A 12,623-nucleotide genomic window follows, 5' to 3' on the forward strand; every position below is an offset into this window, starting at 1 on the left:
TCGCTGGAGGAGTGCGTCGCCCACCTCACGTCCCGCCCGGCGGCCCGGCTGCGGCTGGCCGACCGCGGTCGTCGGATCCGGTGCCCGCCCCTCTCGCGTGCGTGTGCGGTGGGCGAATCAGGGGAGGGGGAGGACGCCTCCGGGAGGGGAGGGCGGACGACGGCCCCCGGGGCGACCGGGCGGCTCCTACCGCCCGTCCAGCTCCTTCGCCGCCTCCGTCAGGTCCTTGGCGGTGTCGATGGCGCGCCAGTAGGCCCCGTGCGGCAACGGATACCCGGCCAGCCTGCGCTCCCGCGCCAGCCGCGGGAACGTCGTGCGCTCATGATCACCGCGGTCCGGCAACATCGCCGTGAACGCCGGGGAGAACACGTACACCCCCGCATTGATCAGATAGGGCGACGGCGGAGACTCGATGAAGTCGGTGATGTGCCCGAACGCGTCCGTCTCCACCGCGCCCCACGGAATCCGGGGACGGGCCAGCGCCAGCGTCGCGGTCGCATCGCGCTCCGCGTGGAACGCGGCCATCTCACGCAACGAGAACCGCGTCCAGATGTCACCATTGGTCGCGTACCAGGGCTGCTCCGGATCGGGCAGCCGGGCCGCCGCGTACTTCAGCCCGCCGCCGCGACCCAGCGGTTCGGACTCCACCACCGTCGTGACCCGCAGCGGCAGCACCGCCGCGTCCAGCCACTCCTGCAGCACCTCGGCCAGATGCCCGCACGACACCACGGCATCGGTCACGCCCTCGGCGGCCAGCCAGGAAAGCTGATGGCCGATGATCGGAGTCCCGGTACCCGGGATCTCGACCATCGGCTTGGGGCGGTCATCGGTGTACGGGCGCAGCCGTGACCCCTGGCCACCTGCCAGGATCACGGCCTGCGTCGGAAACGTATGCATGTCAGGCACGATATGCCGTGCCCCGCGCGGGTCCGGTCAGCTGAACTGCGCGACACCCGAGGCGAACGACGTGTCGCAGACGGGACGCGAGAACCGGTGCGCCCGCGTCGGACCGTACTGCTCGACCGCTGCCTTGCCCAGGGCCTTCGCGATCGACATGCAGTGCCTCGCGAGCGACGGACGCCCCTCGACGGCACGCTGAAGATCCGTCAACGCGGCGGCGGGGTCCTTCTCCTGGAGCTCCAGGAGGAGCTTGTCGCGCAGAATGTCCTGCGTGGTGCGCGGCTTGGCCCGCTTGGAGAGGGTCTGGGCCGACGCGGTCAGTACCTGGGAGTCGGAGTTGTGCGCTGCCCACGGCACGCGGGTGACCGCGAGGGTCCCGGACAGGACCATGACGACAGGCAGTACGAGAGCGAGAGTTCGGCCGATGCGGCGCGCGGAGTGGGTCACGCAGTGAGCGTAGCGGGCAGTGATGATTTGGCGACATTGTGTCACTCTCGCGAGGGATGGTTCGAGAGTGTTTTTCGAATCCCGTGTTGACGAACTGGAGCGAAATGACCGTTGTGCCGGGGAATTTGACGTCCGCCGCCCAAACCCCCTGAACGCGCGTCGGCCCCGCACGGAGAACGTGCGGGGCCGACGTCGTGCAGCGGGCGGTGCGAAATCAGTCGGTGAGACGCTCACCGGTCGAGCTCGCGAAGACGTGCAGCTCGTCCGGGCGGGGCACGACGTGCAGCTTGGTGCCCTTCTCCGGGACCGCGCGGCCGCCGACGCGGACGACGAGGTCCTTGTCCTGCTCGCCGACCTGGGCGGAGCCGTAGACGAAGCCGTCGGCGCCGAGCTCCTCGACGACGTTGACCGAGACGGCCAGGCCGGCCGGGGCGTCGGCGGAGTCCTTGGTGAGGGACTTCGCGGCGGCGCCGCCGTGCTCGACGATGTCGAAGTGCTCGGGGCGGATGCCGACCGTGACGGTCGTGTCGCCGCGGTCCGCGGCGGCGGTGAGCGCGGCACGGGAGACCGGGACGACGCTGTTGCCGAACTTCACGCCACCGTCGGTGATCGGGACCTCGATGAGGTTCATCGCCGGGGAGCCGATGAAGCCGGCCACGAAGAGGTTCGCCGGCTTGTCGTACATGTTGCGCGGCGAGTCGACCTGCTGGAGCAGACCGTCCTTGAGGACCGCGACGCGGTCACCCATGGTCAGGGCCTCGACCTGGTCGTGGGTGACGTACACGGTCGTGATGCCCAGGCGGCGCTGGAGCGAGGCGATCTGTGTACGGGTGGAGACGCGGAGCTTGGCGTCGAGGTTCGACAGCGGCTCGTCCATGAGGAAGACCTGCGGCTCACGGACGATGGCGCGGCCCATCGCGACACGCTGACGCTGACCACCGGAGAGCGCCTTCGGCTTGCGGTCGAGGTAGTCGGAGAGGTCCAGCATCTTGGCGGCCTCTTCGACCTTCGCCCGGATCTCGGTCTTGTTGATACCGGCGATCTTCAGCGCGAAGCCCATGTTGTCCGCGACGGACATGTGCGGGTAGAGCGCGTAGTTCTGGAACACCATCGCGATGTCCCGGTCCTTCGGCGGCAGGTGCGTGACGTCGCGGTCACCGATGCGGATCGCGCCGCCGTTGACGTCCTCGAGACCCGCGAGCATGCGCAGGGAGGTCGACTTGCCACAACCGGAGGGACCGACGAGGACGAGGAACTCGCCGTCCGCGATGTCGATCTCGAGCTGATCAACCGCGGGCTTCGTGGAGCCGGGGTATACGCGGGACGCCTTGTCGAACGTGACACTGGCCATGCTGATGCTTCTCCTTCACCGGCAGGAACGTGCCGGACGATCCGTTGTAAGGGAGTGGTCTGGTCCACTTGAGTGAACCTTCAGCGACGCTACCCGGCCATTTCGAATCTGTCAGTAGTTCTTGGGCCATGAATATCCCCCTGCATGATCAGGCGGGATCCGGGCGGGAGGCCCCTCGGGCAGGCGGGACTTTCGAAACACGCCCTAGTCCTGAGCGGTGGGGCGGACGACGATGTCGCCCACGTCGACGCCGTCCGGCTGCTCGACGGCGAAGGCGATCGCACGGGCCACCGCCTCCGGCGGGATCGCGATCTTCTCCATCCTGTCGGCGACTTGGGCCCTGACCCCGGGGTCGGGCACGGAGTCCGCGAACTCCGTACGGACGAAGCCCGGTGAGACGACGGTGACGCGCAGGCTGTCGCCGGCCTCCTGGCGCAGCCCCTCGGAGATGGTGCGGACCGCGTTCTTCGTGCCGGCGTAGACCGCCTGGAGGGGGACGATGCGCAGCCCCGCGGTGGACACCGTGTTGACGAAGTGGCCGAAGCCCTGCTCCCGGAACACGGGCAGTGCGGCGGCGATCCCGTACAGCACGCCCTTGAGGTTGACGTCGATCATCTCCTCCCATTCCTCGACGCGGAGGTCGTCGAGAGGGGAGATCGGGCCCACCCCGGCATTGCTGACGAGGACGTCGAGCTTGCCGAACCGTTCGCGTGCCAGAGCGACGAGGGCGGTCAGGTCCGCGCGCCTCTTCACATCCGTGCGGGCCCAGGCGGCTTCTCCGCCGGCTTCCTCGATACGGGCGGCCAGGGCCGCCAGGCGCTCGGGGCGGCGTGCTCCGAGCACGACCTTCGCACCGCGGGCGGCGAGCAGGAGTGCTGTCGCTTCACCGATGCCGCTGCCGGCGCCGGTGATGGCCACGACCTTGCCTTCGATTCCCGACATGATCGGCTGTCCTTCCGGAGAAAGTGGGGTGAGGGCAGGCTGGGGCCGTCGCCCTGGTCATTGCCCTACAGTGAAAGTGGAGGCGCCGCCACTTTCTTCACGTTAAGTGGAGGCGCCGCCACTTGGCAAGTGGAGAGTGAGGGAGAGCCGCTGATGACCCCAGCCGCAGAACGCCCGCTGAGGGCCGACGCACAACGCAACCGGGACAAGATCCTGGCCGCGGCGGTACGCGTGTTCACGGAGGAGGGGCTGGACGCGCACTTCGAGCGCGTCGCCCGGGAGGCGGGCGTGGGGACCGGCACCCTCTACCGCAACTTCCCCACCCGGGAGGCCCTGATCGAGGCGGCGTACCGCAACGAGGTGTCCCGCCTGTGCGACTCCGTCCCCGCGCTCCTGGCGGCCATGGAACCAGGCGAGGCGCTGCGGGCCTGGACGCGCGGCTTCATCGACTACGCCACCGCCAAACGCGGCATGGCCGAGGCGCTCCGCGCCGTCGTCGCCTCCGGTGTCAACCCCTACGCCGACAGCCACCGGATGATCCAGGAGGCCCTGTCGTCCCTCATGGACGCCGGTACCGCGGCCGGTGTGATCCGGTCCGACATCAGCGCGACGGACATGTTCGCAGCCCTCGCCGGAATCGCCCTCTCCTCGGGCGGCCCCGAGCAGCGGGAACAGGCCGAACGCCTCCTTGACCTCACCCTGGACGGGCTGCGATCCGTACCCCGTGAGCAGGGGTGAAACGTCGTGGATGGGCCAGAGGGGCGCTGTGTAGAGTGAGGGCTCGCGCGCGTGCCTTCGGCGTGCGCGGTGCCTCCTTAGCTCAGTTGGCCAGAGCAACGCACTTGTAATGCGTAGGTCATCGGTTCGAATCCGATAGGGGGCTCGGTGGAACCCCAGGTCACATAGTCAGTGACCTGGGGTTTTTCTCATTTCGTTACCTTAATCCTGTCGATGTGCCAGCCCCAGCGGCTCCGCCGGGCGTCCCCTGGTGGCCGACCGGTGGCCAATCGTGCAAATGGCGTGCAGCTGCGGTGGCCGGACGCGACGATGGTGGTGGGCGGACGGCAGTCTGGTTGTTGTTCATCCCTACGAGCCGTGCCTTGTCGTGCGGCCTTGGGGGGGCGTCAGCGCAGCGGTCTTGCCGGGCCGCATGAGTGTGCCGGGGGTATACGCGCTCAGGATGTGTTCAGGTTGGGCCTGGCAACGTCTGGCGGCATGACATATGAGACGCAGTATCCCCCTGCCTCCGACAGTGGCACGGCCCGGGTGCCCTGGAACAAGGTCCCCGAGATCACGGCGTACTTCTGGGTGATCAAGGTGCTGTGCACCACGGTGGGCGAGACCGCGGCGGACTTCCTCGACGGTCAGCTGGGCATGGGGCTGACCGGCACCTCCCTGGTAATGAGCGTCCTTCTGATCGTGGCCCTGATCGCGCAATTGCGCACCAGCGCCTACCGGCCCGCGATCTACTGGCTGGTCGTCGTGCTGGTCAGCATCGTGGGCACTCTGATCACCGACAACCTCACAGACAACCTGGGTGTGCCGCTACAGACCACGACCGCCGTGTTCGCAGTGGCGCTGACGGCCGCATTCCTCATCTGGTTCACGAGCGAGGGGACTCTGTCCATCCGCCGCGTCGACTCGGCGCGCCGCGAGGCGTTCTACTGGGTGGCGGTGCTGCTCACCTTCGCTCTGGGTACGGCCGTCGGTGACCTGCTGGCGGAGCAACTGTCCCTGGGGTACTGGGTGGCAGCCCTGCTGTTCGGCCTGGCGATCGCGGCGGTCGCCCTGGCGCGCTACGCCATGGGGCTGGGCGCGGTGCTGAGCTTCTGGACGGTCTACGTCCTCACCCGGCCGCTGGGCGCGTCGGTCGGTGACTACCTGTCGCAGCCGGCCGACGAGGGCGGCCTGGCCCTGGGGACAGTGATGACGAGTGTGCTGTTCCTTGTCGTGATCCTCGCTCTGGTGGTGTTCCTGGCCGTGTCGCGTCGCGATGTGACCGAGCGGGAGCAGGTCAGCCGGCCGGCAGTGTGACGACGAACCGGGTCCCGGGGCTGAGGTGTTCGTCATGTGTCACGTCTCCGTCGGCGGAGCGGGCGAGGCGTTGAGCGAGCGGCAGCCCCAGGCCCGCTCCGCTGTGTCCGTCGCCGGGCTCGGCACGCCGTCCCGGACGGAAGAGGTCCGGGGTGAAGGACGGCGGTACGCCCGGGCCGTCGTCGGTCACCTCGACGACCACACTCCCCTCCTGCCTACGGGCCACGATCCAGACGCTGGAGTGGGCGTAACGCAGGGCGTTGTCCAGCAGCGGGCTCACTGTACGTTCGAGCAGGGCGGCCGGTACGCCCGTCGTCAGGCCCTGGTCCATGACCGTGACCTCGATCATCCCGGGTGCGGAGGAACGGTCTACGAGGCGGAGCAGGGCGGGCAGTATCTCGGCGGTGCCGGGCAGCACAGTGGCCGCACCACAGGCGTCGTCAAGCAGGGTGTCGCAGATCGTCCGCATCGACTGTGCGGCGTCGGCGATCGCCGCGCAGGCGAGTTCCGTCTCGTCCGCGGAGCGGGGGCGGCTGCGCCACCAGTCGAGTTCGGCGATGATCCGGGCGAGCGGGTTGCGTAGTTCGTGTGACAGCTCCCTGGTCAGCTGCTGTTCGTGGCGCAGCCCCGCCCGGATACGGTCCAGCAGTGCGTCCAAGGAGGCTCCCAGCCGTGCGAGTTCAGCCGGCCGGGTGCTGTGGCCGAAGCGGCCGTCGGCGGCCGGCGCGCTCCATGTGGTGGCCTGGTCGGTCATGGTCTGTACGGGTCGCAGTGCGCGGCCCACGGCGAGGCGGGTCAGGACGTAGGTGCAGGCGAGCATGGCCGCGTCCAGCGTGAGGGACGAGTGCAACACGGTGTCCGCGGAGCTGCGGTAGGGGGCGAGACCGAGTGCCGTGACCACGGCGGCCCGGGAAAGCCCGGGGCCGGGGACGGGCTGGGTGCACAGCCGTATCGGTTCGTCGCCGTCCAGGGTGACGCAGCGGCTGCCGCCGCCGGCGGCGAGGGCGTCGGCGGCACGGGCAAGCGGCCCGTCAACGGCAGCGGGAGGCGCTTCGATCCGCTGGGACCCGGCGTAGATCCACACGTCGGTGTCGAGCAGGTCGTCGTGCGGGACTTCCACGACGCGGGCCGAGGTGCCCGTGGTGTCCACGGTCGCAGCGACAGCGGCGGCCCGGGTACGGAGGTGGTCGTCGGCCTGCTGCTGGAGCCGCTGGCGGACTACGCCGTTGAAGGCAACGGTCAGTGCCAGCACCACGAGCGCCGCGGCGAATACGGCAACCAGGGCGAGCCGCCCGCGCAAGGTGCGGGGCCCGGTCCGGCGCCGGAGGATCGTCACGAGAGTCGGTGCCCCATTCCGCGGCTGGTCGTGATTGTCAGTGCGCTGCCCGCAATACGGAGTTTGCGGCGCAGGCGGCTCAGGTACTGGTCGAGGGTGTTGTCGGTGACCCGCGCCCCCTCCGGCCAGCCCGCCCGGACCAGCGCCCGGCGCTGTACGAGGCCCCCGGCCGAGGCGATGAGGGCGGCCAGCAGCCGGAACTCGGTCGGGGTGAGGTCAACGGGTTGCCCAGCGACGGTGCACGTGAAGCCCACCGGGTCGAGCACCAGGTCCCCTGCCACGGCCGGAGCCTTGGGGCCCGCCCTTCTGAGGGCCGCCCGCAGGCGGGCGGCAAGCTCAGCGAGGTGGAACGGCTTGGCCAGGTAGTCGTCACCACCCGCGGAGAACCCGGTGAGCCGGTCGACGATGGTGTGGTGGGCCGTGAGAAACACGACGGGGGCGAAGTATCCGTTGGCCCGCAGCGCTTGGCACACGTCACGGCCGTCCGCATCCGGCAGTCCGACGTCCAACACGACCGCGTCGAAGCCTTGGGCGGCCAGGCGCATTGCGCTCGCACCGTCCTGGGCGGGCACCGCGTCGAAACCCTCGTCCCGCAGGCCACGCAGGAGTACGTCGCGCAGGGCGTGGTCGTCCTCCACGACGAGGACGCGGCAACGTGTCACCGTACCGTCCCCCGCCTGCACAGCAGGTACGCACAGGCGGCCGGCGCCAGCCATGCGGCGGCGAAGAGCCAGCCGCTGATGACGTCGCTGAACCAGTGCACGCCGAGGTAGACCCGCGTCAGTCCGACGGCCGCGCCCCAGACGCCGATCAGGACGGCGGCCGGACGCGGAATGCGCGGACCCCGCAGGAAGAGGGCGGCGATCAGGAGCCCCGCAGTCATCGCGCCGGTCGTGGCATGGCCTGACGGGAAGGACCACCCCGAGGCCTGCGTCGCCCAGTCGGCGAGAGGTGGCCTGGGTCGTGCGACCAGCGTCATGACCGCGTAGCGCAGCGCCTGCGCGGAGCCGAGGCAAAGCGCCAGTGCGGCGGCCGTGATGACGCGCCGCCTTGTGGTGCCGCCCACGGACAGGCCCGCCAGGATGACCGCGGTGAAGGGGATGACTCCGGTGCCGGTAGCGGTGACCGCGCGGGAAATGGCAACCGCGGCACCGGGTCGGTGCGTCAGGGACCAGTGATGCAGCGCCGCGTCGCCGGGCAGCATCTCGTGCGGCGCGTGGAGCACCGCCACGGTGAGGAGGGCAAAGGCCGCCGCGGCGGTCAGGGCCGCCCAGCCGCACAGGCGTGCGGGCGTTTGGCGACGGGTCACGCCGCGGCCAACAGTGGACACAGCGCGCCGTCCTTCAGCCGGGCGCCGAGACGGACGCCGTGCGGGTAGTGCCCGCCCACCCACACCCGGGAGGCCGCTATCAGACCCGCTGCGGTCAAGGCGACGTGGCCCTGCCGCCACGCGACGAGCATCGCCAGTGCGAACACTCCCAGCCTGTACGCCGACCAACCGGTGATCGGGTTATCGACCCAGCTGGGCGCGCGGAGAGCGAGGTCGACAGCCCTGAGGCAGATGGATCCGTCGTTGGCCGAACCGTCGTACGCGAGATTCGTCAAGGCGTCTCATCGCGGCGCTTCGCCGCCCGCCGGGAACGGAGTAGCCCGGCTGCCAGCGGCAGCAGGGACACAATGACGATCAGGGCGATGATCGGCAGCAGATAGCGGTCGACGTTGGGAATGGAGGAGCCGAGGGCGTATCCGGCCAGGACCAGGCCGACCGTCCAGACCAGGCCGCCGGCGACCTGCCAGACGGTGAAGACCCGGACCGGAACGTTCAACGCGCCGGCGAGCGGGTTCAGGACCGTGCGCACAACCGGGACGAAACGGGCCAGCACGATCGCTTTGGCGTGGCCATACCGCTTCAGTAGTTCCTCGGCGCGCTCGGCGCCCTCGTGCAGGCGCTTGGAACTACTACGGGAGAGGGCCGCTCCGCCCGCCCGGCGCCCGAGGAGGTACCCGCACTGGGCTCCGGCCAGCGCACCGCCTGCCGCGGCGACGAGGACCCAGGGCAGGGACAGCGTCGCAGCCTTGTCCGCGGTGCCCGCGCACAGCAAGCCTGCGGTGAAGAGCAGGGAGTCGCCGGGCAGGAAGAAACCGACCAGCAGCCCGGTCTCGGCGAACAGCACCACCGCGACGCCCAGGACGCCGAAGGCCGCCAGCAGCGACTGGGCATCGAGGAGGTTCACCGCGAGTGGAGACGCGGCGAAGACGGATACGGCCATGGTGGCCTCTCACTGAATACGGGCAGGGGGCAGCCGGGCTGGAACAACCGGGCGACGACAATCACGTAGACGGTCTACAGGACTGTAGACCGTCTGGAGGTGAGAGAACAGCATGACGGGAGGGTGCCGCCGAGTGGAGAGAACCCCGGCCGTCGGCCAGGGGCAACACGGCAGAGTGGGTGCGCCGACCTTGAACGAGCGGATGAAGTGGACGTCCTGGCCCCCGATCCCCGTGAGGAACTGCGGGAACCGTTCAGCCCAGCCCAGCCGCGGCCCAAGCCCGCCAAATGCGCCGGGTCGTGCGCGGGGTGGGCAGCCGGGGCCGAGTCCAGGTCGGCCTGGCGCGTAGTGATCCGCTTCACGTGACAGTGGTCGGCTACGCAACTGGCCGGCCACAGACTGAGGCCGCGGTAGCCGAAGGGGTCGCGCATCTGCCTCGCTGATACCGGCAGGGCAGGGCAGGACATTGGCCCCCTGCTGCGCTCGTTCCCAACCACCGTGCCGCGCTGACCCGCCGATCTGCAAGGCCGCCGAAGGCGGTGAGGACAGCCGCCCGAAGTAGGCCGGTATCTGCGGTTCCAGATACTTTCGGGGCCTTCATCGGTGGTCAGCGACGGCTCGAACGAGGGCGTGCTCGCATGGGCCTGTTTCAGTGAACGGTCCGGTGGCCCGGGGATACTGGTGACCGCCGGCAACCGCCCCGACGACGTCGGGGAGAAGACGTTCATGGACCGGGCACTCCAGGGGATGTAGAACTTCACCGCTCGGTTGCACGGCGGTGCCGGCGCGCGGCTCTTCGGGGCCGATCCGGTGAGCCTGCCGACCGGCACCGGCTGCACGGCAGACACGTGTCCGGTCCGGGCCTACCTCGATACCACGGGCAGCACGCGGCGCAGGAACATCTGCATCCCCGCGGCAGGCAGCCAAGCCGCCCCGGTCCGAGCGGAGGCCACGGCCGAAGGCCGCGTGACTTCAGCACGGTGCGCCTGCCGCGTTCCACGCCGGCATCGCTCTATGAGGGCGATGCACTGCTGCAGGCCTGCCGAGCTCGCTCTCGAGGCCGCGAGCCTCACCCATCGACGCGCCCGGCAAGGGCAGTAGTCGCTCTGGGTGACGAAGCGCTATTAGTCTCATGCCGGTGCACATGGGAGACGAAGCGTCAAAAAGTGAACTGGCGCTCGGTATCAGGCCTGAGGGAAGTTCCAGGTCCGAATTGGCAACCGGACGCGCAGCCGAGGACGTCGCCTCCGGGCTGGGAACAGACAATCCGGAACCGGATGCCGGCCACCCGGCAACTCCCCTCAGCTCTGCCGCGGCCGGCTCCCCGGCTTCAAGGTGGCGTGTGCCGCTCGTCGTAACCGCGGTCGCGCTTCCCTTCTACGTGTGGTGGGCCGAGCTCCTCGCCGGCGGAGGGGGCGACCTGGCCGCTCAATTGGCCTGGGCCCAGTTCATGGCACGCCATCCCGGCTCGGCGTACAACCTGTCGTGGTACGGCGGTATACACATCTTCAACTACAGCGTCCTCGCCCCCGCGGCGATGGCGCTTTTCGGCGTCAGAACGGTCTCCGTGGCCGCCGGACTGGCCGGGACATGGGTCATGGCCGCCCTGTTCGTCCGGGCGAAGGTCCGGTGTGCAGAGTGGCCGGCGCTGCTGGGGGCGCTCGCGCTGTGGTGCAACGTGGCATCCGGGCGGACCACGTTCGCGCTGGGCGCGGCCCTGGGCTTGCTGTCACTGCTCACGCTCCTCTCCTCGGATCGGAGTGCGGCGCGCGTGGCCGGCGGCGTGCTGGCGGGTCTCAGCACGCTCGCGAGTCCGGTCGCGGGAGCCTTCCTCGTGGTGGCCGGCGCCGCGTATCTGCTGGACCGGCAGTGGATGAAGGCAGCCGTACTGATCGTTCCGCTTCTTCTGCTGACCGGTGCGGTCACGTTGCTCTTCCCCTTCCATGGCGAACAGCCCATGCCCCTGCACAAGGTGTGGATGCCGCTGATCCTCTGCGCGGTCCTGTGGTGGGCTGCCCCACGGGGCTGGCAGTTGGTGCGGTACGCAGCGATCGTCTACGCCGTGGGCGTTGTTGTGGCCTTCTCGGTCGCGTCGCCGATAGGGGCCAACGTCGACCGGCTGGCAGCCTTCGCGGGACCTCCGGTCCTGCTCGCCGCACTACTGTCCCGCATGCCGGTCCGCGCGCCGCGCCAGGCGTTGCCCCACGTCTTGCTCGCGGCCGCCTTGGCTTCCTGTACCGGCTGGGTGGTCAGCAACACCCACGACGACTTGGTGACCTCGAACTCCGTACCGTCCTGTGCCTGCCATGCTGACGGTGTGATCACCGCGCTCGACCGGCTGCGAGCGGACCGGACCCGCGTGGAAGTCGTTCCCGCCCGCAACCACCGCGAGGCGTACCTACTCGCCCCGCACATCAACATGGCACGCGGCTGGAACCGTCAGCTTGACGTCGAGCGCGGCCGTCTCTTCTACGACGGCACCTTCTCGGCCGAGAAGTACCGCGCCTGGCTGGATCGTTGGGCGGTGGGTCTGGTTGTCCTGCCGGCCGGCCGACCCGATGGTTCCGCAACCGCCGAGAACACCCTCGTCAGGAACCCGCCAGGCTGGCTCAAGCCCGTATGGCGGGACAACGGGTGGGCTATCTACCGGGTACAGGACGCCGTCCCACTGGTATCTGCCCCCGCGACCGAGCTGGGCGGTAACGACGCCGAGCTGATCGTACGGATGCCCTCGGCCGGCACCGCGACCGTACGGATCGCCTACTCTCCTTGGCTCAGCGCACCGGGCGCATGCATCGAGCGTGCCGGCGACTGGACCCGGCTCACCGTCCACAAGCGCGGCGACTACCGACTCGGCTCGGCCTACCACTTCCCGCGGCCGAGCGACTGCGCCTGAAGACACACCACGCATCCGGACTGGATGGCCCAGCAACGGGCCGCCCACGAACTCCACCGCGGTGAGCTGCCGGCCCATCAGCAGCGCCGGAGTTACGCCAAGTTCGACGACCGGATTGGTCGAGGCGATCTCGAAAGCCATCGACGCAGTGAAGTTCGCGCCCTTACGGAACAGCGACCGGGCCGGCGCCACGGCGGCGTAGGAGCACGAGGAGGAGGCCGCGCCGAGGCCGGCGGCGATGGCGAGGACGCGGGGCGGTCGTCGCCGAGCAGGGAGATGACGGTGGATTTGCGGACGACGGCCGGGACGACGGCGGACAAGGCGAAGCCCGGGATCAACGCCCAGGTGGTCTCCCAGGTCATGGAGTCGGCGATCGACAGTGCGCGCAGTACGGCGTGGATCAGCCATGAGAAGCTGTTGTCTTTCCGTACTTGATCGCTGACTTTC

At 69.5% G+C, this 12,623-nt stretch carries 12 protein-coding genes, 1 tRNA gene and 1 pseudogene; 4 read left to right on the forward strand and 10 right to left on the reverse strand.

Annotated elements, in window-relative coordinates; all coding sequences use genetic code 11:
- Positions 1–186: 186 nt before the first annotated feature.
- From AB0I52_RS25180 to AB0I52_RS25195, 4 genes are all read right to left on the reverse strand, one after another.
- Positions 187–897: a nucleotidyltransferase family protein gene (locus tag AB0I52_RS25180; RefSeq protein WP_362959562.1), complete on the reverse strand. Its 711-nt coding sequence runs from the start codon at positions 895–897 to the stop codon at positions 187–189.
- A 36-nt stretch (positions 898–933) separates the two neighbouring features.
- Positions 934–1,347: a hypothetical protein gene (locus tag AB0I52_RS25185; RefSeq protein WP_363076153.1), complete on the reverse strand. Its 414-nt coding sequence runs from the start codon at positions 1,345–1,347 to the stop codon at positions 934–936.
- 214 nt (positions 1,348–1,561) lie between these two features.
- Complete coding sequence (gene ugpC / locus AB0I52_RS25190; RefSeq protein WP_363076155.1) at positions 1,562–2,698, reverse strand: sn-glycerol-3-phosphate ABC transporter ATP-binding protein UgpC; 1,137 nt, start codon at positions 2,696–2,698, stop codon at positions 1,562–1,564.
- A gap of 204 nt (positions 2,699–2,902) precedes the next feature.
- Positions 2,903–3,640, reverse strand: a complete 738-nt coding sequence (locus tag AB0I52_RS25195; protein WP_363076157.1) for an SDR family oxidoreductase — start codon at positions 3,638–3,640, stop codon at positions 2,903–2,905.
- A 153-nt stretch (positions 3,641–3,793) separates the two neighbouring features.
- Here AB0I52_RS25195 and AB0I52_RS25200 point away from each other — a divergent pair, with 153 nt between their 5' ends.
- From AB0I52_RS25200 to AB0I52_RS25210, 3 genes are all read left to right on the forward strand, one after another.
- Positions 3,794–4,378, forward strand: a complete 585-nt coding sequence (locus AB0I52_RS25200) for a TetR family transcriptional regulator (RefSeq protein WP_363076159.1) — start codon at positions 3,794–3,796, stop codon at positions 4,376–4,378.
- Positions 4,379–4,449: 71 nt separating this feature from the next.
- Positions 4,450–4,523 (forward strand) — tRNA-Thr (locus tag AB0I52_RS25205).
- 332 nt (positions 4,524–4,855) lie between these two features.
- On the forward strand, positions 4,856–5,674 hold the full coding sequence (locus AB0I52_RS25210) for a hypothetical protein (RefSeq protein WP_363076161.1): 819 nt from the start codon (positions 4,856–4,858) through the stop codon (positions 5,672–5,674).
- Here the strand turns inward: AB0I52_RS25210 and AB0I52_RS25215 are convergent.
- Genes AB0I52_RS25215 through AB0I52_RS25235 form a run of 5 tightly spaced genes read right to left on the reverse strand, consistent with a single transcriptional unit; the run spans position 5,655 to position 9,280 of the window.
- Entirely contained in the window at positions 5,655–7,010 is a 1,356-nt protein-coding gene (locus AB0I52_RS25215; RefSeq protein ID WP_363076163.1) for a HAMP domain-containing sensor histidine kinase, read from the reverse strand. The genes AB0I52_RS25210 and AB0I52_RS25215 overlap by 20 nt on opposite strands.
- A complete protein-coding gene (locus AB0I52_RS25220; RefSeq protein ID WP_363076165.1) occupies positions 7,007–7,672 on the reverse strand; it encodes a response regulator transcription factor in 666 nt (221 codons plus the stop codon). The genes AB0I52_RS25215 and AB0I52_RS25220 overlap by 4 nt, the downstream gene beginning before the upstream one ends.
- Positions 7,669–8,319 carry a phosphatase PAP2 family protein gene (locus tag AB0I52_RS25225; RefSeq protein ID WP_363076167.1) on the reverse strand — a complete coding sequence of 217 codons (651 nt, stop codon included), beginning with the start codon at positions 8,317–8,319 and terminating at the stop codon, positions 7,669–7,671. The genes AB0I52_RS25220 and AB0I52_RS25225 overlap by 4 nt, the downstream gene beginning before the upstream one ends.
- Positions 8,316–8,615 (reverse strand): hypothetical protein, encoded by a 300-nt coding sequence (locus AB0I52_RS25230; RefSeq protein ID WP_363076169.1) that lies wholly within the window; start codon positions 8,613–8,615, stop codon positions 8,316–8,318. Before AB0I52_RS25230 ends, AB0I52_RS25225 begins: the two co-directional genes overlap by 4 nt.
- A complete protein-coding gene (locus tag AB0I52_RS25235; protein WP_363076171.1) occupies positions 8,612–9,280 on the reverse strand; it encodes a DedA family protein in 669 nt (222 codons plus the stop codon). The genes AB0I52_RS25230 and AB0I52_RS25235 overlap by 4 nt, the downstream gene beginning before the upstream one ends.
- Before the next feature lie 1,342 nt (positions 9,281–10,622).
- On the opposite strand from AB0I52_RS25235, the gene AB0I52_RS25240 reads away from it, so the two are divergent.
- Positions 10,623–12,176: a hypothetical protein gene (locus AB0I52_RS25240; protein ID WP_363076173.1), complete on the forward strand. Its 1,554-nt coding sequence runs from the start codon at positions 10,623–10,625 to the stop codon at positions 12,174–12,176.
- 30 nt (positions 12,177–12,206) lie between these two features.
- On the opposite strand, the pseudogene AB0I52_RS25245 reads toward AB0I52_RS25240, so the two are convergent.
- Positions 12,207–12,577 (reverse strand): annotated as a pseudogene (locus AB0I52_RS25245) (permease); the annotation flags it as partial.
- Positions 12,578–12,623: the final 46 nt, after the last annotated feature.

The sequence above is a fragment of the Streptomyces sp. NPDC050423 genome, assembly GCF_040655445.1.
In the GTDB taxonomy this organism is placed as follows: domain Bacteria; phylum Actinomycetota; class Actinomycetes; order Streptomycetales; family Streptomycetaceae; genus Streptomyces.

What these genes read in the sequence shown, in the direction of transcription:
- AB0I52_RS25180 (WP_362959562.1), bottom strand. Translation starts at nt 897, where the DNA reads ATGCATACGTTTCCGACGCAGGCCGTGATCCTGGCAGGTGGCCAGGGG.
- ugpC (WP_363076155.1), bottom strand. Translation starts at nt 2,698, where the DNA reads ATGGCCAGTGTCACGTTCGACAAGGCGTCCCGCGTATACCCCGGCTCC.
- AB0I52_RS25195 (WP_363076157.1), bottom strand. Translation starts at nt 3,640, where the DNA reads ATGTCGGGAATCGAAGGCAAGGTCGTGGCCATCACCGGCGCCGGCAGC.
- AB0I52_RS25200 (WP_363076159.1), top strand. Translation starts at nt 3,794, where the DNA reads ATGACCCCAGCCGCAGAACGCCCGCTGAGGGCCGACGCACAACGCAAC.
- AB0I52_RS25210 (WP_363076161.1), top strand. Translation starts at nt 4,856, where the DNA reads ATGACATATGAGACGCAGTATCCCCCTGCCTCCGACAGTGGCACGGCC.
- AB0I52_RS25235 (WP_363076171.1), bottom strand. Translation starts at nt 9,280, where the DNA reads ATGGCCGTATCCGTCTTCGCCGCGTCTCCACTCGCGGTGAACCTCCTC.